Raw genomic sequence first — 22197 nt, forward strand, 5'->3', positions numbered from 1 at the left:
TTTTAATAGTGTGTTTTTTTTGTACATTTTAAGCTTGTGCATCTCACTTAACATCTCCGATCTCATTAAACAATAGCAAAACCACCTACTCGTTATATGTAGGTGGTTTTAACATCCAATCTTCTTCTATCGACTTCTTACAAACAGGAGCTTATACCATTGATTTACGAGGAACGGTAACACGGATAGACTATAAATAAAGCCTAATTGGGCCATTGTTAATGGAGCCACTTCAAAGACCGTTGTTAGCATTGGCATAAACAATACAATATGCAAGCTTAGGACACCGATTAAAAATGCAATCCATGCATATTTATTCGAAAATACACCAATCGTAAAGATCGATTGTTTGGCTCTGGAGTTAAAGCCATGCACTAATCTTGATAAACAAAGTGTTGTAAACGCCATTGTACTTGCCGTTAATGTATCGCCAGTTGATAATCCAATTTGAAAAGCAATGATGGTGGAGATGGCAATTAAAATTCCTTCAAGCACCACCTGTGTCGTAAATGATTTATTTAATAGAGGGGTATGAACATTTCTAGGCTTGTCCTTCATCGTTTTCTTATTATTCGGCTCTAATCCGATTGCGATTGCTGGAAGGCTATCTGTTAATAGGTTAATGAATAATAGATGGACGGGCGCAAAAGGAACTGGTAAGCCAAGGACTGTGGCATACAACACTACAAAAATAGCTCCCGCATTTCCTGATAATAAGAACAAAATGGCATTTTTAATATTTGTATAAATGCTACGACCATTGGCAATAGCCTTGACAATCGTTGAAAAATTATCATCAGTTAAAATCATAGACGAGGCATCTTTTGCTACCTCTGTACCAGTCACTCCCATTGCCACCCCGATATCTGCTTGTTTTAATGCAGGTCCATCATTGACGCCATCCCCCGTCATTGCGACAACATGTCCCTTATCCTGCCACGCCTTGACGATACGGATCTTTTGAGCAGGTGTCACACGGGCATATACAGAGTAATCATCTACTTTTTCCTGTAGCTCTTGATCTGTGAATCTTTCGAGAGCATGTCCTTCAATGGCTTCATCTGGATTTTTTAATATCCCAATTTGTTGGGCAATCGCTGTGGCCGTAATTTTATGGTCACCCGTAATCATAACTGGCTTAATGCCTGCCTTAATACAATTTTCCACTGCCTCTTTGGACTCTTTTCTTGGAGGGTCCATCATAGCCACTAGGCCGACAAATATTAAATCCTTTTCCACTCTTGTATCAATTGTTTGCTGTGGTAAAACATCTTTATAGGCAATGGCTATCACCCGTAAACCATTCCTCGAAAAATCATGATTGACCGCTTCGATTTTTTGACGATGCTGAGCTGTCATCTCAAAAATGCCTGCTGCCGTTTTTATTCTAGTCACTTTAGGTAAGAGAACATCTAATGCCCCTTTGGTAATCAGAACAGGCCGTTTATCTATTTGATTTACAGTACTCATAAGCTTTCGCGCCGAATCAAATGGAATTTCAGCCAGTCTTGGATATTGCTCGCGAATCATCAATTCATCTAAGCCGTACTGCTTCCCTAATTTTACAAGCGCTATTTCTGTCGGATCACCAATTTCCTTCTGATCACGCTCAACAGCATCACTACATAAAAGTGCCTTAACCATCAGCTCTTTTTCCACTGGATTTGTTGGGTTTAGCCAATCATGAGGAATTTTTTTCTGATCGACAAAGACTTCCTGTACAACCATTTTATTTTCTGTTAAAGTACCCGTTTTATCAGAACAAATAACAGATACACTTCCTAAGCTTTCAACCGCATAGAGCTTACGAATAATCGCATTTTCCTTGGCCATCTTCTGTGTGCCGAATGCTAAAACGATTGTAACGATGGAACTCAAAGCCTCAGGAATAGCTGCGACAGCTAGAGATACTGCAAACATAAAGGATTCTACTAAAGCTCGTCCGCGAATAAGGTCAATTGTAAAAATGGCTAAGCAAATGATTGTAATACCTAATGCTAATTTTTCACCAAATTGGTCCAAGCTAATTTGTAAGGGTGTTTTCTTTTCCTTTGCTGTATCGAGTAAATTTGCGATTTTCCCTATTTCAGTCTGCATCCCGATAGCTGTAACCATTACAATCCCTCGTCCATTGGTGACGAAGCTACCTGAATACACCATATTTTTCTTATCTGCAATCGTAACATTGTTTTTTCGAATAGGCTCAGTACTTTTGGCAACGGCAATTGATTCTCCGGTTAGAGAGCTTTCATTGATGTGCAAATTATGACTTTCCAATAGTCTGCCATCCGCATTGATGTAATCGCCAGCCTCCAAAATAAGAAGATCCCCCACCACAATCTCCTCAGAAGGAATTTCCATAAGCTGATTATTCCTCATTACTTTGGCAATAGGTGAGGTTAGTGCCTTCAGATTGTCTAAAGATTGCTCTGCTTTAACATGCTGTACCGTGCCTAAAATAGCATTTAGAAAGACAACAATCATAATGACAATTGTACTTTCTACCTCTCCTAGTAGAAAGGAAACGAAGGCAGCAACTAGTAAAATAATGACTAATAAATCTTTAAATTGGCCCATAAAAACTGCCCATGTACTAATCTTTTTACCTTCCTCTAATACATTATAGCCATAGACTTGTTGTCTTTTTTGAACGTCCCCATCGGACAAGCCTTCTGTGGTGACATTCAATATCTTCATGACTTCAGTAGACGATTGTTGATGATATTCAGTCATAGGGTTCTCCTTCCATTCACAAGATTTAAAGGTGGTAGACTATTTTCTGGAAAATAATAGGCACCTTATAATCTCAAACTTCTTAAGTCTGTGTGAAATTCATTAACTACAACAATCTATTCCATAGATAACTAGAGTATGATAATAAACTAGTGAGAAATTAATTTTTAAAGAGAACACTCAAATAGATTCATTTAAACAAAAAAAGCACCGGGAATGGCTTTCCCAATGCTTTTATAAAGGCAGTTATGATTGTATGGGTCTCTCTTTATGGGCCACTAATAAGTAATCCAAGGCACTCATGCGTGTAAGTTTGTGCGTGAACTTAATGGCATCAGCATGAGAGGCAAACGTAAAGTGTTCGAGTTCGTCTGTTGGTATATATTGATCGACTGTTTTTCGTGTCAATTTTCGTACAGATAATGTGTGTGAATCCTCCTCATATAGTATGATAGCACCAACATTTCTATAAAAAGTTTGATCAATCGTTGCGATGACTTTGACATGTTGAAAATCGGTTAAATCTACTTGCATCTATTACCAACCTCCTCTATCCTTACATTCGCTATCAAACCGCTATTGTCCTGCTATAGCAGAATCATTTTTGGATAATTCCACCATTTATTATGAAGGGTGCTGCGCTGACGGATATTCCGCAGAATGCTCTTGTGAGACTGGCGCTCTTTTAATGGAGAAGATAGCACATCCTAAAGCACAGAGAACTAATAGAGTTCCGAAACTTGCTAAATGCATGACAGATCCAGTAAAGGCAAATACGGCACCACCTAGCGCTGAGCCAATGGAAATCCCAATTTGGAGCGCTGCTGTATTTAAGCTTTGCTGTATATCGGATGATTGAGGATCTGCTTGAATTAAATAATTTTGTAATGGTGGTGTTAAAGCCCAACTTAATGCCCCCCATAAAACGGTAAACAGTAAAAAGACCGGTAAGGCAATGACTGTGTAAGGAATACTGAACAGGACAACCGCAAATGTAGAGACGATTAAAATAAGGGCTTTACTTGTCCCGATTTTATCGCTCACCCAGCCACCTACAGCATTACCACTGACAGAGGCAATACCAAAGATTAAGTAACAAATACTAATCCATGAAGCATTCATATCAAAGGCTTCGACTAAAAATGGTGTTAAATATGCGTAGAGCATATAATGACCTGCTAGCATAAACAAAGTCGTTAATTGTGCTGTAAGAATTTTTAAATTCGCCAATGATTTCATTTGCTTCTTCAGTGGTACGACTTCTCCGATTGGCATTTTGTCTAATAACAAAGCTATTAAAACCATTGAGATTGTCGAAAGAATGCTAATGCCTAAAAATACGGCTCTCCAACCGAAAGCTTCCGTAATAAATATCCCCATTGGCACACCGATAACAAGTGCAGAGCTTACGCCCATAAAAACAAGCCCCAGTGCTTTTGCACGATGTCTTGGCTCTACAATTCTCGTTGTAATGGTTAATGATAGCACGATGACCAAGGCTGTACTCATCGCTGTAAAAATTCGTGCAATTAAGACAACGGTGAACGTTGTGCTAAAGAAGGTCATTAAATTACCTAATGTGAAAATAAATAAAGATATAAGAAATAAGCGTTTCCGTTCTATCTTGGCTGTCAAAGATAGTAGGACAGGCGCAGAAATCGCATAAACAAGTGCAAAAATAGTGATTAATTGCCCTGCAGTTGCTAACGAAACGTGCAAATCCTCTGCAATATTGGGTAGGATTCCACCTACGATTAATTCAACTAAACCTACCGCAAAGGTAGTCACTGCAAGAATATAAACTCTCCAATTCATTGTAATCTCCCTTTCGTTACATTTTCATTTTTATAGGAGATTTTTTTAATAGCCTTGATACCTCTACATCATAGGAATCCAAATTTTGCATAGGGACTTGCCACAATAAGCTCCTTTGTAAAATCTATTTCCTATGTCCGAGGCTGCATAAGCCTGATACCGAAGACGTTTCTTTATCAACATCATAGGCTCAATCAAATAAAAAAATCCTGACTACAAAAATGAAACAAAGTTTTGTAGTCAGGATTTTATGGTTCCTGGTAGAGACCCTCAATCCATATTATTGAGGTTATACAGTTCAAATATTTACTTTAGCTATAGTAGCACACCAAAATTTCATTGACAATACTTTTTTTCATAGAATCAGTCTCATAAAAATTTCGATTGCTAGAGAGAAAATTTTGATTTTTTGCTTATATTTTGATGAATTTGACCATACATAATAACATACAATATCTATTTTACGAGGTGATTGTTTGCGAATAGTAGGATTTTTATGCTATTTTTTATTACTATTTTATGGTGTTGAATTAGTAGCAGAAGAGCTCACAATCGAAGAACCCGCTCTCAGTTCTCCTATAAAAAATAATCAACCCCCTATTAAAGAAACCGTTGAAAATTCAATGATATGTGTCTATTATCCTTCTGACAAAATATGTAAAGATGTACTATCAAATAAAGAAAGAGGCCACTATTAAGTAACCCCTTAGACTGTAGACTAGCCATCGAGACGTTACTCTCAATGGCTTCTGTTTTTTCCTTCATTTCCATTATTGAGAAAATTACGGCTGAATTCAACATACTCTTTGAGCATAGCTTCTCTCTTCATCTACTTGCCATGTCCAAGTAGTTGTCACTCAATGATTTTTAGGAACTAATGGATTTCGCCTGTAGTGTATAGCAACGGATTACTTTAATTCATGGTAAAAGAAAAAGACTATAGGCAAGCTCAACATTCATTGAGCGTTTGTCTATAGTCTGAGAGACCACTATGAAGTGGCCACTTACTTATTTCTTATTTTGAGCCAACGTGAAAATGCTTAAATGGATAGACGATTAGCTTTGACTCACCATAAACAGCATCCTCTGAAATTAAACCGTAATGGCGACTATCACTACTTTTTAGGCGATTGTCTCCAAGCACAAAATACATGCCCTTTGGCACCTCTTTTTCATTCACTAATTGCTCTAATGTAAAGTTTTCCGTAATGCGTAATTGGTTAGGATCATCTGTTTCACGATTGACGTAATCTTCATTGTAGGCTTTGCCATTCACATACAATACATCATCTTTCATTTCCACCTTATCACCTGGTAAACCGATGACACGTTTAATATATAGCTCATCTTCTACAGGTGATTGGAAAACAATTTGATCGAAACGCTCGATTTTACTTGTTTTACTGACAATTATAATATCTTTATCATGGTAGGTTGGGTACATCGATGCCCCCTGTACTTTAATGGGCGCAAATAAAAATTGCTTACAGCCTAATACGACAATTGCTGTAATAACAATAATTTTGATGTAGGATAGTATTTCTTTTTTAAAGTTTGTTGTTTTTTCCTCTTGCATGTTCATTCCCCGATACTGTTTTTTTAATAGTATAACATTTTCTATACTTCATTGACGAATGAATCACAGAAATTGTTTCATTCGCCATAAAAAATAGACAAGGCTACTAAGTAGCCTTGTCTATTAATATCTAATTGTATCTAATTCTGTTCATTTGACAATTAAGAATGGCTAGATTGTGAAGCAACCTGTTGCTGCTCGTTCAATAAATCTACTGCTAATATGATACCCACTGGTAATGCAAATGCTAACAATATTGTGCCTATAATCATCACAATCACTCCTTTTAACCACTTCTAATGTCAGTATACAACGAATTTTCAGATATTTCAAGAAATATAGATAAATGATTGATGTCAAAAAAAATCATTCAACTAGGCATGCACCCTACATGAATGATTTTTTAATGCACTACATAAACAATTTTAAACATAATACTTGTAGGCCTCTGATAGTTGATCGGACTGGATTTCTTCGCATTTTGCGTTTAGGTACATAGCTTTGCATGCAATGATTAAGAGCTGTATACCTAAGGACCTGGGTCCTCCCATTCATTCATCTCCCTCCCTTCATGGCCAAAAATTTTACATGTATGTTATCACTTGTTGAAAGCAAAAGCTTACTTGCTTTGTAAATGGTTTTTTAGATCGGCTTGTATTTTTTGTAGCTCTTCCTCGTTCGGAATGTAGTACCAAATGCGGTTAATTCTTTCACCATCACCCTTTTCAAACGATAATTGCTCAATATCCTTATCCATTTTCTTATAAATACCTTGAAGCTGAATAAGCTCTTTTACAGAGAAGTTCATGCGAACATTATCACCTAAAACCGTCAGCATATCTGTTGCCTTTAATAAGGTAGACGGAGTTGAAGCCTTTTTCATAACCGCTTCAATAATTTGACGTTGTCGAATTTGACGTCCAAAATCTCCTCGTGGATCCTCATAACGAATACGTGAAAAAATAAGTGCTTCATTACCATCTAATGTAATTTCTCCCTTTGGGTAATGATATTCGTCATAGGTTAAATCCATATCATTATTAATGGTTACGCCACCAAGCGTATCTATAATTTGTAAAAAACCTTCCATATTAATAAACACATAATAATCAATCGGTATATTTAGAAAATTTTCTACCGTATCTACAGCCATTGGAACACCGCCAAAAGCATAGGCATGATTAATTTTATCAACGGTATCATGACCGACAATTTCTGTACGAGTATCACGGGGAATACTAAGCATTTTCATGGTTTGCTTTTCAGGATTCACAGTAATCACAATCATCGTATCTGAACGTCCACTATCATCCTTTCGTTCATCTACACCGAGCATCAGAACCGAGAAAGGTTCTTTTTTAATCACTGTTTTTTCTTCTAGCTGTGCTGCATCTGTTGTTTGTAAAAGTGGTGTATTTATTTTGTTCATAGTTTTTTGGATGGTAAAGTAGGCAGTTCCTATAAAAATTAAAAAAATAGTTAGTAGGCTACCAACAATCCACAGCCATAATTTTTTCTTGCTCTTTTTCTCTTTAGAGCGTTTCATATTTTTTTCCATACGTTAGTCCTCTCTTGCTTAACAATTTTGCCCCTCTTTTTGACGTATTAAGTTGGAAAAAAGTTTATCTAGTCTACTTATATGCATATTCGACGAAAAAAAGACGTACACTAGTATTTACTTTATTTACTCCAATCTATTCCCACATTTGTTATTTCATTTCCTTCTTCATTATATGTTTCGCCATTTTAATAAATTGAAAATTCATTATTGTTGATTTATACTGTTTTTAAGGTACAACGTCTCTATAATAGAAACGATTTACTATAGATTTTATTGCTTACTTTTTTAGGAGGAATCACTATGTTCCAAACAAGAAGAGAGAAGTTAGTTTCCCGTATGCAGCAGGACGTGGATTTAGCTATTTTAGTACCCGGGCCAAACATGCATTATTTTACCGGTCTTCATCTCAAGCAAAGTGAACGTCTAACATTCGCTGTCATAACAGCTCATAATGATTTATATTTTCTTTTGCCACAAGTAGAACTAAATAAAATTGATCCTAGCTATGGTGGTGTTATTTTTTCCTATTCTGATGAGGAAGGGCCCAAACAGGCGATTCAGCAGCTAAAAAAAGAATTGGGACCATTGCAGACCATTGGTGTAGAATTTGACATTATGCATGTGCATGAGCAGAAATCGATTGAAATGCTTACATATGAAAATTTATACGATATTGGTGAGAGTATACGCGAATTACGCATGAAAAAAGAACTGCAGGAAATAGCCTTTATGCGACAGGCTGTACAAATTGTTGAGGAAAGTCTTGCAGCTACTTTACCAACGATTCAAGCCGGTGTGACAGAAATGGAAGTCGCAGCCCAATTAGAATATGAAATGAGACGTCGTGGCTCAGAAGGAACACCTTTTGGTACGATCGTTGCTTCAGGCTATCGTGGTGCACTCCCACACGGCAGAGCAAGTACTAAAAAAATTGAGGCGGGCGAATTCATTGTCATTGATTTTGGTGCTATTTATAAGGGCTATGTGGCTGATATGACTAGAACGGTAGCTTTAGGAGATGTATCACCAACGTTACAAAACATTTATAGCCTTGTTAAACAAGCCAATGAAGCAGCCATAGACGCTATTAAACCAGGGATGACTGCTCAAGACCTAGATGGTATTGCAAGAGGAATTATCCGGAATGGTGGTTATGGTGACTATTTCACACATCGACTTGGTCATGGCATTGGTTTAAGCGCACATGAAGAACCTTATTTAATGCAACGTAATTTAATAGTGTTAGAAGAAGGCATGGCATTTACTGTGGAGCCAGGGATCTATCTACCGAATGTTGGTGGAGTTCGTATCGAGGATAACCTACTAGTTACTGACAATAGTTATGAGAATTTAATGACCTTTTCAAAAGAGTTAATCATTTTATAAGGCTGGTGCATGCAATGATAAATATGAGGACCATTCAAAAGGATATGCCCCTTCTAGCGCAATATATTTATTTGAATACAGCTGCCGCTTCTGCCATGCCTCAGCCTGTAGTGAATGTGATGACAAGTTACCTTCAAAAACAGGCAAGTATCGGCCCCTATTTACCTTCTTTTCGGAAAGAAACGTATGAACAGGTGGAGCAAATTCGGGAAAAAACAGCTTTATTTATCGGTGCAAGAAAAGAAGAAATTGCCTTTGTACCAAATGGTTCAATGGCGATTAATTATATTTCAGGAGGCTTAGATTGGAAAATAGATGATGAGGTGATTGTACTTGATACTGAAATGTTAAGTAACCATGTACCTTGGCTTGCCCTTCAGCAACGAGGGGTTCGCTTAAAAGTTTTGAAAACGAATACGGACTATATGGTGGACTTACAAGAGCTTAAACAGCTCATCACGCCTCATACAAGATTAATAGCCTTTGCCCACATGTCAAACGCGGCTGGTGCTCTTCAGCCAGCAAAGGAAATCTGTGAGCTTGCCCAGCAATACAGTGTGCTTACGTTAATTAATGCCAATCAAACAGTGGGTTTACTCCCTATCGATGTGGCAGAGCTAGGCTGTGATTTTTTAGTTGCTAGTGGGCGAAAATGGCTACGTGGTCCAGAAGGCTCTGGTCTTTTATATGTAAGACAAGCTCTGATTTCAACCATTGATCCCATTATAATCGGCTGGGGTAGCACTAACTGGGATTATGAAAACAACGATTATTCATTTGTTGAAACAGCTAAACGTTTTGAGCCAGGCTGTCCTGTTATTCCAAGTATATTAGGGTTAGGGGCGGCCATCGATTACGCAAATGCCATTGGTATACAACTGATCTATCAGCGTGTTCAACAGCTGACGAAGTATTTAATAGAGCAGCTTAAAACGATTCCAGGCATTGTCCTCTATGGCCCTCAAAATAGTGAATATCGATTATCGGTTACACCGTTTAATATTGAGGGAATATCTCCAGATGATGTGACAAATTTTTTAGCGGATCGAGGCATCATTATAGAAGCTGGGACATTTATGGCTAATACCATCATGGAGCGCAATCATATTCGTAAAATGGCTCGCTTATCTCCTCATTATTTTAATACGTTTGAAGAAATCGATAGCGCCGTATCCAGCATCAAGGAATTTATAGAACTAACCAAAACAAAGGCCCAAGGTAGTCATTAACTATCTCGGGCTCTTTTTCACCCTATTCTTGGTACAATTTAAAGCTATATTGATCAAAATATCGCTGAATATTCATCGCGCCATACTGAAGAACATTAATCATTTCAGGTAGCTTTTCCTCCGTTGGTTTTCGATAAATAGGACCTGCAATTGTTAGTGAAGCAATCACCTCTTTTTTGCTATTAAAAAGAGGGACCCCTACCCCAAATACCGAGTGAGAATATTCTCCCGTCGTAAAGCACCAGCCTTGCTGTTGAATTTTCTCTAAGTCCGCTAACATTTGATCTGGATCTGTAATTGTTTCCGGTGTTACTTTTTTCATGCCATGATCCATTATCTCTTTTTTCTTCTCATCTGGAAGAAAAGCCATGATTGTTTTACAGGATGCTCCGATATGTAAAGGTGTGCGTGTGCCAATCGACACAGAAAACTTAATAGTTTGAGAACTTTCTGCAATCTCTACCGTCACACCATCTGTGCCATCTAGCCATGTTAAAAATACGGATTCCTTAATGGCTTCAGCTAGATTTTTCATAATCGGTAACACAAAATCAGAAAGATTTAATTTATCCTTTACCATTTGACCGTACTCTAGAAAACGAAGTCCAAGTTCATACTTCTTTGTTTCAGGGTGTTGAATTAGAAAACCCTGATGTTCAAATGTTGCTAATATCCTATAAATAATAGAGTGGCTAATGTTCATTTCTTTCGCTAATTCTCGAACACCCCAAGTAGGATTTTCTTTATTAAAATATTTTAGAACCTCTAATGAGTTATCTAATGTTTTTAATGTCATTTTACACCTCATATGTCTCTATAATAGAACCGTAATTGTATTATAAAATGAAGGCGGACAATTTTCAATAAATTCAACTATTTTACAATTAGATGTAAAACGATTAGGTGACCGGTTGAACTTCTAGCTGGCTTACTTTCATTCTAATTGGCTGTCTTGAGCGTATGCCTTCATCTTCATATGGGACCCCCATTAATAAACAAAATATTACCTACTATTTTTAGCATAAATAACCAATAAAAAAATCAACCCACCTCCATAAAATTAATCGAGGTGAGTTGATCTGGTTAGATCTTCTTACATGAAACAACTTTTTCTATTCATTTTTATTTTGAATGCCCTGTACTAGCTTCTCTTGAATCTGTAAATACTGGGCGATTTCTGTATCATCTAATACTTCAAATAGTTGTACAAAGACTTCTTTCCCTATGGATTGAGCCTTTGATAAGGCTATTTTTCCCTCATCGGTAATGTCAAGGCGAATAGTGCGGCGATCAGATGGATCATACAGCCTTTCTGCTAAGCCAAGTTTGACTAATTTTTCAGCAATGCTTGTCATTGCTCCTTTTGTATAGCCAATGGTTTCAGCTAGTTCAGCCTGTTTTTGAGGGCCTTTTACATGTAGCTCATTTAATACTAAAATCGGTGAAATTCCTAATGGATAAGGAAACGCTTTTGTAAAACGAATAATATTGGCGTTATTCACCTGTTCAATCATATGAATCAATTTAAAAATACTTGTCTGTTTCAAAAAATTCCTCCTCAAACGCCTAGGATTAATGAAGCATTAATGAACCACCATCTACCATAATCGTTTGACCTGTAATGTATTGTGAATCGTCGGAAGCTAAGAAGACAGCTACTCGTCCAATATCCTGTTCAATATGACCAAAACGACCTAGTGGGATTTTACTTCTCACTGCTTCATAATACTCTGGCTGTGCTTTTGCCCATGCTTGTACACCTGGTGAATCTGCAAGTGGGCTAATGATATTGACGTTAATACCAAATCTGCCCCATTCATTTGCAGCAACTCGAGAAATGCCTCGGATCGCTTCCTTAGCAGCAGCATAGGCTGCCTGTGTCTCATGGCCTTGAATACCTGCCCCAGATGCAAAATTAATAATATTACCTTGTGTTTCTTTTAAATGAGGTAATGCCGCTTGCATTAAATAGAATGTCGGATAGAAACCTGTTCCAAAAGATAAGTCAAGATCCGCTTGTGTTGTTTCTTCTATTGTAACTTGTTTCGCAGCATGAGCGTTATTAACTAGCACATCTAGTTTACCGTATTTTTCTACAACTGTATCAATAATTTTTGGTAATTGATCCCGTTCCATTAAATTTGCTTGCAAAAACATAGACTTCGGAGAAATTTGTTGTAACTCTTTCTCCATTGCTTCGCCTGCTTCTGCATTTAAGTCAACAATCGTGACAATGGCACCTTCCTTTGCCATTGCTTTAGCCATACCACTACCAATACCACCTGCACCACCAGTAATAATGACTACTTTGTTATCTAATTTACCCATTCATAACACATCTCCTTCATGTCTATTTAAATATAGTTTAACATTAAACTATTTATTTTTAAACTAATTTGTTCGCTCCGTTCTCTTCGTCATAGGGCCTATCCCACTCCTGTAAAAAAACAGCAAACAACATTTATTTTCAAATACATCCAAGCATCATTTTTATTTGACACGAATATACTGTAGCAGCAAGCTAAGTTCACTTTCAGGAAGCGAGTTGTTGAAAATGGGTGCTAAATGGATTAAGCTCTCAGTCTTGTATTTATTGATTGTTTTTGCTTTTGGACTGTTTATGCATTATACTGTTCAACTTCAATGGAAAACGACACATGCTCATATTGGTGTGGTAGGTTGGCTGACTACTGGATTCATAGGTTTCATTTATTCGACTTATATAGATGCTGCGGAAACAGGTCTCGCCAAAGCACAGTTCTGGCTATACAATATTGGCCTACCATTCCTATTAGTTGGCATGATGATGGTCTATCTAGATGTGCCAAGGTGGTTATTTGAGCTATTCGTTTCTGGTGGTGGCATTGCCGTAGCCCTTTCCGTCTTATTATTCTTTATCAATGTCTTGAAATATGTGAAATGAATAAAATACCCTGATTTAATAGAAGTTAGACTATAGATCAACGCTAAAACGTTTGAGCTGCCTATAGTCTTTCTTTTTTCTTTTCCATGAGCGTCTTGAGAGAAAATGACAAAAGCCATCGAGAATGCATTCTCGATGGCTCTTATCTACGGTCTGACCCGCAAGATTTTATTATTTAAATTATTGTAAGGAATTGGCTTGCATTTGATACATCTTTTCATAAATACCGCCAAGCTCAAGCAATTCATCATGTGTGCCATTCTCGACAATTCTCCCTCGATCTAGCACTAGGATTCGATCTGCGTTTTTAATCGTAGAAAGTCGGTGGGCAATAATAAACGTTGTCCGTCCTTTTTTCAGGACATCCATTGCATGCTGAATAATTTCCTCTGTCTCTGTATCAATATTGGATGTTGCTTCATCCAGTATTAAAATAGCAGGATCGAAGGCAAGTGCTCTTGCAAAGGAAATGAGCTGACGTTGTCCTGAAGATAATGTGCTTCCTTTCTCGATTACAGGCTCATCATATCCGTTTGGCAAATTCGCTAAAACACGTTCTCCTCCAACAGCATTCAAAGAATCTTTAATCTTCTCTGGAGAAATGTTTGGATTATTTAAGCTCACATTGGAGGCAATGGTTCCTGTGAATAAATAAGGGTCTTGAAGCACAATTCCCATATGCTCCCGCATAGTTTGTCGAGGAACAGATGTAATATCAATGCCATCAATGGAAATCTTACCTTTCGATGGATCATAGAAGCGGAACAATAAATTCATAATCGAACTTTTCCCTGAGCCTGTATGACCAACTAAGGCAATAGTTTCGCCTTGATGTGCCTCGAATGATAGGTTCTTAAGTACATATTCATTATCTTTATAAGCAAATGAAACATCCTCGAAAAGGACATTGCCCTTATATCTTGGTAAACTTTTTTCTGAGACAGGCTCACCATCTGTATCTAGCACCTCAAACACCCGTTTCCCTGCAATAAGGGATCGTTCAAGCTGAGAAAATTGGTTCACGATATTCGTAATAGGATTAAATAGCTTTGTTAAATAATCGACAAACGCATATAATGTCCCCGCTGAAATGATTTCTGTGGCTGTGTATGATTGTGTACCAAAATAGACAATAAAGACGGTAAACATAATGAGCCTTAAAGTATTGACAAGGTTAAAGGAAGTAGCCGAATCAAGAACTAACAGCTTTCGCTCATAAGCGTAATGCTCGTTATTCATATCATCAAATTCCTTTGTCATTTGTTGCTCACGTCGGAATGCTTGAATAATTGTCATACCCTGGATAGATTCATTGATCATGGCATTAATATCAGCAATTTTCGTACGGATAACATCATTATATTTGGAAGCAACTTTTCGATATAAAATCATCCATAAATACACAATAGGAATCATCGTTAAAGCAAGCATTGCCATTTTCCAATTTAAAATGAAGAGTGCTATATAAACGCCAAAAATGGATATGAAACTCGTCACAAAATTGGAGAGTACCTGTACATATAAATTCCGAACCGCCTCTGTATCATTTGTAACACGCGCAACAATTTTGCCAGCTGGTAGATTGTCAAAGTACTGGATCGGTAAAGTTTGTATATGCTCAAAAACATCTTTACGTAATTTTTGAACAACCCGATTTGCACCAATTTGTAAATAAATATACATAAAATAGCGTAATATCGCCGTAGCAATGGCTAATAGTAAATAAACAATTAGCAACCACGTAATCGGTTTGATTTCAATATGACCAATCGTCATGTAATTATCAATAATATGTTTAGCAATAAATGGCCCAACAAGCTCCGTAAAAACGGCGATTGTCAGGAAGAATAAGCCTAGAAAAATAGGCTTTTTAAAATACATTGCATAGCGCATTAAACGTTGACTCGTACTCATGAGGCACCTCCTTCTAGCTGCTGACGGTCAAATTGCTCCTTGTACCATCCTTGTCGTGAAAGAAGTTCCTCATGTGTTCCTTGCTCAACAACTTGCCCATCATCCAACACGATAATAATATCAGCATGTTGAATACCCGATAATCGGTGTGTGGTAATAATCGTTGTTTTTCCATCACGCTCTCGCTGAATATTTTCAATAATTCTTGCCTCTGTCTTCGCATCAACAGCAGACAGTGAATCATCAAGCATTAAAATTTCAGGGTCCTTAATTAGCGCACGAGCAATAGATACACGTTGCTTTTGACCGCCCGAAAGAGATACACCTTTTTCGCCTACAAGCGTTTCAAGACCCATTGGTAGATTTTCTAAATCCTTTTCAAAATACGCTGCCCGTATCGCCTGCTGTAATTCTGCCTGCGTCGCATCTTCTTTCCCGAATAATATATTTTCACGAATGGTACGGGAGAATAACACATGGTCTTGTGGAACATAGCCAATCCAATCAAGAATTTGCTCCTTCGTTTGAGCAGTAATATCAATACCGTCAATGGAAAGCTGTCCCTGACCGATTGGATATTCTCGTAATAATTGACGGAGGAAGGTAGTTTTCCCGGCGCCAGTTTTTCCAACAATTCCAAGTGTTTGCCCTTTTTTCAATGACAGTGAAATTTGTTGTAGGTTTTTCACTTGGCTCATAGGATATTGGAAAGTTAAATCATCAAATCCAATTGCTTTAGGTGTCGCAATCATTTGTGGATTCGGAATATTTCGAACATCCGCCTCGTAGTTTAACGTTTCCTGCACACGATCGAGTGATGCATTCCCTTGTTGCATGACATTGATCAGCTCGCCAATGGCAAATATTGGCCAAACCGCTAATCCTAAATAGACATTAAAGGTTACAAGTTGCCCTACTGTCATGGCCTCTGTCGCTACTAAATGAGCACCATACCCAAGCGCAACAACATAACTGATTCCTGTACCCACTTTAGTAATAGGGCCAAATAAAGCGTTAATTTTAGCTGTATGAATATTTTTTGCATAAACGATTTCACTCATATCCGCAAAATTAGCCTCATCCTTTTTTTCCTGCACATAGGCACGTACTACTCGCACACCTGCTACTGATTCAAGGACACTATCGTTCAATTCCCCAAAAGAATCCTGAGCCTTCATATAACGTTCATGTACAATTTTCCCTAAATATTGAATGAGGATGGCCATAATAGGAACTGGTAGCATGGCAAATAGTGTTAACTTCCAAGAAATCATATAGCCCATCGCAAAAATGATAAACCCCATATAAATCGTTGAGTCAATCAACGTCATGATTCCAAACCCAGCAGTAGTGGAAACGGCATTTAAGTCATTTGTTGCCCGAGCCATTAAATCCCCTGTGCGATTTTTTTCATAAAAGGTTGGAGTCATACGTAAAAAATGCTGCATCAAATTTCGACGTAAAATTTTTTCAAGGTTAATAGCCCCTTCAAATAGTCGGAATTGCCACACAAAATTCAGCAGATAGCCCCCAATAATGATCCCGATAAAAATAAACACATACTTTGTTAAAATTGCTGGCGTCATTTCACCTGCTGTCAAAATATCAATAATTGAGCCCAGTAAATATGGAGGAACAACCTCTAACCCACTAGCAATCATCAATAGCACAATCGCGACTGTATATTGTTTCCAATAGCGTTTAAAGAACCAGCCTAATTTACTTAAAACATCAAACATACATAATTACCTTCTTTCTTCCGTGCTGTTGTGGCATTGCTACCCACTTTCTAGAAATTCCTTTTTGAAAATCATTCGACGTACAGTGTTTCGCATAAACATACACTCCTTTTTTGATTTTTACTATAACCTTTTTAGGCACCAAAAAAGACACATACCCCTCAAAAGAGCATGTGTCTCTTATAAAAGGCCGGATGAAATCCATACCTTTGTGTGCAATCTTAAATAAGCGTTAGGCATGGACAATGTATGTAGCTGTGATTAAATATGATACTGATAAAATTAACATTGTCATGCCCTCCTTTAGTTTATTTGTTATAGTGTTCTTGAAGATTATCACACTATAGAAATAATTGTCAACTATCACACTGTTATTTTTTATCATTTCCGGAAAATAGTTAACGCTTTAAAGCACTAAAATACAATTTTACACCTATGCTCAAAAGGAAAGCATGTTCGACATTTATTACTTTTAACATTACATCATTTTTTTAAAGCTGACATTAACCTAAAGTCTGAAATGAGCAGCCCCAAAAATGCTGCTACGCGCTCAGCAATTCTTGAAGATAGTTGCATGCCTCTTCCTCTACCTATTTGCCTATATATCATCATCATTATTATTTAGTTATTTATTATTTAGTAGTGTCGGGTTTTCCTTTTCTGGTTTAGCCGTTTTCGGATAAACCGTAAGCGATGTTTTATGATGTATTTCCTATCACTTTTTTTAGCTAGAATCTCGACTACACTTTCTCTCAAAACCTGCTGTAAATCTATTTTTATATACTATATTTATATATTATTTTGTTACAACAAAATCGTTCACCCTACTAATAGTACTAGCTATAAACTAGCTAAGTAATTAAATAATAATTAGAGACATATTCGTTCATTTGTTAGCATTGAAAGTTGAAAACTCGATTTAATAAAATTCCCAACATCGAAATATTTCTAAAATTTTCTTCTCGTGATACACTTTTTAATAATAGTCATTTTAGTAAGGGGTCTTTACGTTGAAATCATTTTTCACTGTTGGGATTGGTGGCATTCTTGGAGCCATTTGCCGGTATGGACTGAGTCTTGCCATTCCAAACTCAGAAGGATTTCCATCCACAACATTATTGATAAATTTACTTGGCTGCTTTTGCCTAGCATGGCTTTTCACTACTTTTACAAAGCGCACACCTATTGTCCTTGGAATTGGCACTGGTTTTTGTGGGGCCTTTACAACCTATTCGACATTTTCCTTAGAGACATTATTACTCGTTCAACAAAATGAGTGGCTCCTAGCAGTTCTCTATGTTGTCATAAGTATTGCTGGTGGTTTATTCTGCGCCTGGCTGGGTATACGACTAGCAAGGGGGCGACTGGCATGATTCTTGTTGGAATTGGAGGATTTTTAGGCGCCATTTCAAGGTTTTATTTAGGTAAATTATTGGCCCATCCTTATCCGTGGGCAACTTTTATCATCAATTGTACAGGTTCCTTTGCACTCGGTCTTGTTTTTGCCCTCCATCTCCATGATTGGTTATGGCAGCTGATCGGCATTGGTTTTTTAGGAGCCTATACGACATTTTCAACTTTTGGCTTTGAATCATTACAGCTAATTGAACAGCAAAAATGGGGGCAAGTTATAGGCTATATAGCTAGTACCCTGTTGTTTGGCATACTATTTGCCACTATTGGTTTTATAGCCGTGTAAAAGAGGTGATATGAATGACACAGCTATCCAAAGAGCTACTACTAGAATTGGAACTTGAAATTGAACAAGCACTATATTCCCTAATCGACCTAGAATTAGCAGAAAATTATGCAGCTATGAATAGACAATTTGCTCAATTACTGGCAAAGGTTCAGGCAGCACAGCTAATCGATTATAAGCTTGATGTTCTCGTAGAGCCTCAAGCCTTTGCAACGGAGACTTGTATTCTACTACAAAGCTTAATAGAAGCGAAGGCAAGGCCTAATAAGCGACATAGATTATTAACACATCGGATGATATTAAAAATATGGTTACGTAAAAATCAACGATTCATGAGGGAATTTTTACCTCAAATGTTTTAGGCGTCTCTTAGTTTTATAAGGGCGCCTCTTTTAAATGTATAGGTTCTTTTATTTTCCTATCCACTGTCGAATCAAATACAGTTGTCTATTGTGAATCTTAGCCTTTTTCCTTCTGTCATCATGTGCAGTTGAATGACGTGATTTACCTCAAAACTTGACCCAATGTATTCTTTTGCCCTTGACCTACTGAAAACTGGTCCCATACTACTTTCAACAAAAAAAGAAAAAGTTCGATTTGGTAAACAAATCGTTTACCAATCGAACTTTTAAGGACTTGAAGAACAAACACTTTTTATTGCGGGATTCTTTCATTATTAAGTGCTATTATTTTATTGCTTCATACGTAAATACCTGTGAACCATCTGTTGGATATTTATTATACTCATAATCTGAAGAAATTGTTACATCCTTAAATCCAATATCTTGTAAAATTCCTCTAAACTCTTCTACTCCATACCACTTTAACGGGAAGATCTCTAACTCAGTATCAATTAGTTTAGTGTTTTCCCATTTCTGATATTTATTGTGAGTAATCGTAAATTGATTAATGTAATCCACATCTACCAATACTTCTTCCAATGTTATAGAGTCACCGTCTTGATTCTTAAATACTCTAGTTGAAACATACCCCTTCTCAAACGAATCAGGAAGGAAAGTGTCTACTATTAAACGGCCTCCATCCTCTAAATGATCATAAAAACACTTTAAGGCTTTTAATGAATCTTCTCTTTGATGTAATAATAGGAATGAACCAGTCGGAATAATAATCGCCTCATATTTTTGTTCCAAAGAAAAATTGCACATATTTAATGAATATAGATTTGGTGTAAGCTCACTTTCTGCACAATTTTTTTTGCATAATTGTAACATGTCATCAGAAAGATCAAAACCTTCAATATTTAGTCCTTTATGCAATAAAGGTATTAGGATACGACCATTACCAACGGCAGGCTCTAATATCTTTCCCTTTACACCTTCTAACCTTTTTGAATAATACTCTACATCTCCAAATGATTTACCAATATATTTATCTATATCATATAATTCTGTAGATAAACTACCATAAAAGCTTACCATCACGATTCCCCTATCTAACATTTATTTGTTTTCTGTGCTTGTAATATTTTCTTTTGTTTTAACACATCTCTATTTTCTCTTTTATCCTTTAATGTCTCCGCTCCCTCTTCTTTATATCTTTCTCTTAATTTATATCGTCGAAGATTTGTAGGAACTAAGCTTTTCGAAGGTTCAGTCTCTAAAAGCTTTGAAACGCCTGTTGAGTCATATGATTTTAAATCATAAACCTCAGAAAAATAACTATCGGCTGTACCTGATTCATAGTGCTTTATCTCTGGATAAGAAGAAATAACGCCTTCATAATTTCTTAAAACTACTTTCTCAGGACTCTGGGAAATTATATAATTTGGTTGTAACGCTATCTTCCCACCTCCGTTTGGTGCATCTACCACGAATGTTGGCACAGCATAACCAGAAGTATGTCCTCTTAAAGATTCAATTATTTCCAATCCTTTAGAAATAGGTGCTCTAAAATGGCTAATCCCCTCAGACAGGTCACACTGATAAATATAATATGGTCTAACTCGGATTTTCACTAAATCATGCACTAATTTTTTCATTATTGGCACACTATCATTTATCCCTGTCAGTATAACAGACTGATTCCCCACTGGAACCCCCGCATTGACTAACTTCTCGCAGGCTTCTTTCGCCTCATCAGTTAACTCGATCGACGTATTAAAGTGTGTATTTAGCCATACAGGATGATATTTTTTTAGAATCGAACACAACTCAGTCGTTATTCTTTGAGGAAATACGACTGGTGCTCTAGTACCAATTCGAATTATTTCAACATGCGGTATATCTCTTAAACTGCTTAAAATATATTCAAGAATTTTATCGTTAATTAATAAGGCATCTCCGCCAGACAATAAAACGTCTCTAATTTCTTCATTATTCCTAATGTAATCAATAGCTCTATCAAGCTGCTTTTTAGGTACTGCCATTCCCACCTGTCCAGAAAATCTTCTTCTTGTACAATATCGACAATACATGGAGCATTGGTTGGTAACTAGGAACAATACTCTATCAGGATACCTGTGAGTTATACCTGGTACAGGGGAATCTTCATCTTCATCCAATGGATCCTCTAGATCATAGTGACTCTTCATAATTTCAGCAGATAATGGCACTGACTGCATACGTATTGGACATCGTACATCATCAGGATTCATTAAAGATGCATAATAAGGAGTTATATTTAAAGGAATCGTTTGTAGAGAAATTTTGACTCCTTCTTCTTCTTCCTCAGTTAAGTTTACAACTTTCTTTAAATCATCTAAAGTTTTAATAGTGTTCGTTAATTGCCAATGCCAATCATCCCATTGCTCTTTGGTAATATCTTTCCAAAGTTCAATTTCCCTATAATGTCTTCTTTCCCCTGGTTTAAGTTTAGTTTGCATGAATCACCCCTCCTTTGATGTTGGTATAAATATTCATGAGTTCCTGTCTCAATTCTTGAGCAGGCTCCTCACTCTCACTCAAGTAAAAATGACCACCATTAAAATACTTACACTTATAGTCATTGAGCGCCATTTTCTCCCACAGTTTAACTTCCCCATCTGGAACTGCTGAATCTTGTGTACCTAACCAAAGTTCCATTGGATAGTTGACCAATGCTTTATCATCGAATTTAAATGTATCGAGCAAATGAAAATCTCTGCCTGTAACATCCACTATTGAATTGAATAGCCTCGAATCAGACTCAAGCTCATTTGGCACTCCACCTAGCCTTCTAATATCTGCTATAATACTTTCCCTCGTTCGCCTCGTAAACGGAGCTTCAGGATGCGTCGCATGATTAGCTACAGTTATGGGGGACCTAGCAGCTGAAATAATTAATTTTTTAATATATTGACTTTTCTCATCCAATAAACTTGATAAAGCATAGACAAATAGTCCTCCCAAACTATGACCAAATAAAACGGCTGGGCGATCAATATAATGAAATACTGTTTTAAATAGATATTCTTTTGCCTCACAAAATGTTGATAGGAAAGGTAAATCATTTGTCATTCCTCTACCAGGTAATTCAAACAAACATACTTCTACATCTTCAGATAAATCTCTCACTAAAGGAACCATTGAAAGTGCTGAACCTCCAGCATGATGAAAACATAGCAATTTTAATTTTGCATGTGGATTTGGGTTATATACTAAATAGCCTTTTTCTTGTTTCATCT

At 36.9% G+C, this 22197-nt stretch carries 20 protein-coding genes and 1 riboswitch; of the genes, 6 read left to right on the forward strand and 14 right to left on the reverse strand.

What is annotated here, in order from left to right; genetic code table 11:
* Nucleotides 1–126 precede the first annotated feature (126 nt).
* The 6 genes from AC3CH7_RS09450 to AC3CH7_RS09475 form a co-directional block, all read right to left on the reverse strand.
* Nucleotides 127–2733: a cation-translocating P-type ATPase gene (locus AC3CH7_RS09450; RefSeq protein ID WP_036163968.1), complete on the reverse strand. Its 2607-nt coding sequence runs from the start codon at nt 2731–2733 to the stop codon at nt 127–129.
* 246 nt (nt 2734–2979) lie between these two features.
* The gene (locus AC3CH7_RS09455) at nt 2980–3267 is read right to left on the reverse strand and encodes a hypothetical protein (RefSeq protein ID WP_012294849.1); all 288 of its coding nucleotides are present in this window, start codon (nt 3265–3267) and stop codon (nt 2980–2982) included.
* A gap of 90 nt (nt 3268–3357) precedes the next feature.
* Nucleotides 3358–4548 carry an MFS transporter gene (locus AC3CH7_RS09460; RefSeq protein WP_031417087.1) on the reverse strand — a complete coding sequence of 397 codons (1191 nt, stop codon included), beginning with the start codon at nt 4546–4548 and terminating at the stop codon, nt 3358–3360.
* Between the two features lie 217 nt (nt 4549–4765).
* Nucleotides 4766–4865: riboswitch (purine riboswitch) on the reverse strand.
* Nucleotides 4866–5563: 698 nt separating this feature from the next.
* The gene (gene lepB, locus AC3CH7_RS09465; protein WP_031417085.1) at nt 5564–6124 is read right to left on the reverse strand and encodes a signal peptidase I; all 561 of its coding nucleotides are present in this window, start codon (nt 6122–6124) and stop codon (nt 5564–5566) included.
* Between the two features lie 161 nt (nt 6125–6285).
* A complete protein-coding gene (locus AC3CH7_RS09470; RefSeq protein ID WP_031417084.1) occupies nt 6286–6396 on the reverse strand; it encodes a hypothetical protein in 111 nt (36 codons plus the stop codon).
* 347 nt (nt 6397–6743) lie between these two features.
* The gene (locus tag AC3CH7_RS09475) at nt 6744–7682 is read right to left on the reverse strand and encodes an LCP family glycopolymer transferase (RefSeq protein WP_012294853.1); all 939 of its coding nucleotides are present in this window, start codon (nt 7680–7682) and stop codon (nt 6744–6746) included.
* Nucleotides 7683–7985: 303 nt separating this feature from the next.
* Between AC3CH7_RS09475 and AC3CH7_RS09480 the strand changes: the two genes are divergently transcribed.
* Nucleotides 7986–9071, forward strand: coding sequence for a M24 family metallopeptidase (locus AC3CH7_RS09480; protein WP_036216691.1), 1086 nt, complete (start codon nt 7986–7988; stop codon nt 9069–9071).
* 14 nt (nt 9072–9085) lie between these two features.
* Nucleotides 9086–10300 (forward strand): aminotransferase class V-fold PLP-dependent enzyme, encoded by a 1215-nt coding sequence (locus AC3CH7_RS09485; RefSeq protein ID WP_099805342.1) that lies wholly within the window; start codon nt 9086–9088, stop codon nt 10298–10300.
* Nucleotides 10301–10322: 22 nt separating this feature from the next.
* Here the strand turns inward: AC3CH7_RS09485 and AC3CH7_RS09490 are convergent, their stop codons facing one another.
* The 3 genes from AC3CH7_RS09490 to AC3CH7_RS09500 form a co-directional block, all read right to left on the reverse strand.
* Nucleotides 10323–11096 (reverse strand): IclR family transcriptional regulator, encoded by a 774-nt coding sequence (locus AC3CH7_RS09490; RefSeq protein WP_012294856.1) that lies wholly within the window; start codon nt 11094–11096, stop codon nt 10323–10325.
* 316 nt (nt 11097–11412) lie between these two features.
* Nucleotides 11413–11847, reverse strand: coding sequence for a MarR family winged helix-turn-helix transcriptional regulator (locus tag AC3CH7_RS09495; protein ID WP_031417081.1), 435 nt, complete (start codon nt 11845–11847; stop codon nt 11413–11415).
* Between the two features lie 25 nt (nt 11848–11872).
* Nucleotides 11873–12628, reverse strand: coding sequence for an SDR family NAD(P)-dependent oxidoreductase (locus tag AC3CH7_RS09500; RefSeq protein ID WP_012294858.1), 756 nt, complete (start codon nt 12626–12628; stop codon nt 11873–11875).
* 226 nt (nt 12629–12854) lie between these two features.
* Between AC3CH7_RS09500 and AC3CH7_RS09505 the strand changes: the two genes are divergently transcribed.
* Nucleotides 12855–13223 carry a hypothetical protein gene (locus AC3CH7_RS09505; RefSeq protein WP_488381792.1) on the forward strand — a complete coding sequence of 123 codons (369 nt, stop codon included), beginning with the start codon at nt 12855–12857 and terminating at the stop codon, nt 13221–13223.
* Nucleotides 13224–13403: 180 nt separating this feature from the next.
* Here AC3CH7_RS09505 and AC3CH7_RS09510 read toward each other — a convergent pair whose 3' ends face one another.
* Nucleotides 13404–15137, reverse strand: a complete 1734-nt coding sequence (locus tag AC3CH7_RS09510) for an ABC transporter ATP-binding protein (protein WP_012294860.1) — start codon at nt 15135–15137, stop codon at nt 13404–13406.
* Complete coding sequence (locus AC3CH7_RS09515) at nt 15134–16876, reverse strand: ABC transporter ATP-binding protein (protein ID WP_031417076.1); 1743 nt, start codon at nt 16874–16876, stop codon at nt 15134–15136. Before AC3CH7_RS09515 ends, AC3CH7_RS09510 begins: the two co-directional genes overlap by 4 nt.
* Nucleotides 16877–17886: 1010 nt before the next feature.
* On the opposite strand from AC3CH7_RS09515, the gene crcB reads away from it, so the two are divergent.
* The 3 genes from crcB to AC3CH7_RS09530 are packed head-to-tail and all read left to right on the forward strand — an operon-like array spanning nt 17887 to nt 18937.
* Complete coding sequence (gene crcB / locus AC3CH7_RS09520; RefSeq protein ID WP_036161984.1) at nt 17887–18249, forward strand: fluoride efflux transporter CrcB; 363 nt, start codon at nt 17887–17889, stop codon at nt 18247–18249.
* A complete protein-coding gene (locus tag AC3CH7_RS09525) occupies nt 18246–18575 on the forward strand; it encodes a fluoride efflux transporter FluC (protein ID WP_012294862.1) in 330 nt (109 codons plus the stop codon). Before crcB ends, AC3CH7_RS09525 begins: the two co-directional genes overlap by 4 nt.
* Nucleotides 18576–18589: 14 nt before the next feature.
* A complete protein-coding gene (locus tag AC3CH7_RS09530; protein ID WP_012294863.1) occupies nt 18590–18937 on the forward strand; it encodes a hypothetical protein in 348 nt (115 codons plus the stop codon).
* 324 nt (nt 18938–19261) lie between these two features.
* Here the strand turns inward: AC3CH7_RS09530 and AC3CH7_RS09535 are convergent, their stop codons facing one another.
* From AC3CH7_RS09535 to AC3CH7_RS09545, 3 genes are read right to left on the reverse strand one after another with little or no spacing between them, the layout of a single operon-like run.
* Nucleotides 19262–20014 carry a class I SAM-dependent methyltransferase gene (locus AC3CH7_RS09535; protein ID WP_031416151.1) on the reverse strand — a complete coding sequence of 251 codons (753 nt, stop codon included), beginning with the start codon at nt 20012–20014 and terminating at the stop codon, nt 19262–19264.
* Between the two features lie 14 nt (nt 20015–20028).
* The gene (kamA, locus tag AC3CH7_RS09540) at nt 20029–21417 is read right to left on the reverse strand and encodes a lysine 2,3-aminomutase (protein ID WP_012294865.1); all 1389 of its coding nucleotides are present in this window, start codon (nt 21415–21417) and stop codon (nt 20029–20031) included.
* Entirely contained in the window at nt 21407–22195 is a 789-nt protein-coding gene (locus AC3CH7_RS09545; RefSeq protein WP_031416153.1) for a thioesterase II family protein, read from the reverse strand. Before AC3CH7_RS09545 ends, kamA begins: the two co-directional genes overlap by 11 nt.
* Nucleotides 22196–22197 lie beyond the last annotated feature (2 nt).

This window comes from Lysinibacillus sp. F12, from assembly GCF_057773605.1.

What these genes read in the sequence shown, in the direction of transcription:
- AC3CH7_RS09450 (WP_036163968.1), bottom strand. Translation starts at nt 2,733, where the DNA reads ATGACTGAATATCATCAACAATCGTCTACTGAAGTCATGAAGATATTG.
- AC3CH7_RS09455 (WP_012294849.1), bottom strand. Translation starts at nt 3,267, where the DNA reads ATGCAAGTAGATTTAACCGATTTTCAACATGTCAAAGTCATCGCAACG.
- AC3CH7_RS09505 (WP_488381792.1), top strand. Translation starts at nt 12,855, where the DNA reads ATGGGTGCTAAATGGATTAAGCTCTCAGTCTTGTATTTATTGATTGTT.
- lepB (WP_031417085.1), bottom strand. Translation starts at nt 6,124, where the DNA reads ATGCAAGAGGAAAAAACAACAAACTTTAAAAAAGAAATACTATCCTAC.
- AC3CH7_RS09475 (WP_012294853.1), bottom strand. Translation starts at nt 7,682, where the DNA reads ATGGAAAAAAATATGAAACGCTCTAAAGAGAAAAAGAGCAAGAAAAAA.
- AC3CH7_RS09525 (WP_012294862.1), top strand. Translation starts at nt 18,246, where the DNA reads ATGATTCTTGTTGGAATTGGAGGATTTTTAGGCGCCATTTCAAGGTTT.
- AC3CH7_RS09515 (WP_031417076.1), bottom strand. Translation starts at nt 16,876, where the DNA reads ATGTTTGATGTTTTAAGTAAATTAGGCTGGTTCTTTAAACGCTATTGG.
- AC3CH7_RS09500 (WP_012294858.1), bottom strand. Translation starts at nt 12,628, where the DNA reads ATGGGTAAATTAGATAACAAAGTAGTCATTATTACTGGTGGTGCAGGT.
- AC3CH7_RS09490 (WP_012294856.1), bottom strand. Translation starts at nt 11,096, where the DNA reads ATGACATTAAAAACATTAGATAACTCATTAGAGGTTCTAAAATATTTT.
- kamA (WP_012294865.1), bottom strand. Translation starts at nt 21,417, where the DNA reads ATGCAAACTAAACTTAAACCAGGGGAAAGAAGACATTATAGGGAAATT.
- AC3CH7_RS09530 (WP_012294863.1), top strand. Translation starts at nt 18,590, where the DNA reads ATGACACAGCTATCCAAAGAGCTACTACTAGAATTGGAACTTGAAATT.
- AC3CH7_RS09535 (WP_031416151.1), bottom strand. Translation starts at nt 20,014, where the DNA reads ATGGTAAGCTTTTATGGTAGTTTATCTACAGAATTATATGATATAGAT.
- AC3CH7_RS09470 (WP_031417084.1), bottom strand. Translation starts at nt 6,396, where the DNA reads ATGATTATAGGCACAATATTGTTAGCATTTGCATTACCAGTGGGTATC.
- AC3CH7_RS09545 (WP_031416153.1), bottom strand. Translation starts at nt 22,195, where the DNA reads ATGAAACAAGAAAAAGGCTATTTAGTATATAACCCAAATCCACATGCA.
- AC3CH7_RS09460 (WP_031417087.1), bottom strand. Translation starts at nt 4,548, where the DNA reads ATGAATTGGAGAGTTTATATTCTTGCAGTGACTACCTTTGCGGTAGGT.
- AC3CH7_RS09480 (WP_036216691.1), top strand. Translation starts at nt 7,986, where the DNA reads ATGTTCCAAACAAGAAGAGAGAAGTTAGTTTCCCGTATGCAGCAGGAC.
- AC3CH7_RS09510 (WP_012294860.1), bottom strand. Translation starts at nt 15,137, where the DNA reads ATGAGTACGAGTCAACGTTTAATGCGCTATGCAATGTATTTTAAAAAG.
- AC3CH7_RS09485 (WP_099805342.1), top strand. Translation starts at nt 9,086, where the DNA reads ATGATAAATATGAGGACCATTCAAAAGGATATGCCCCTTCTAGCGCAA.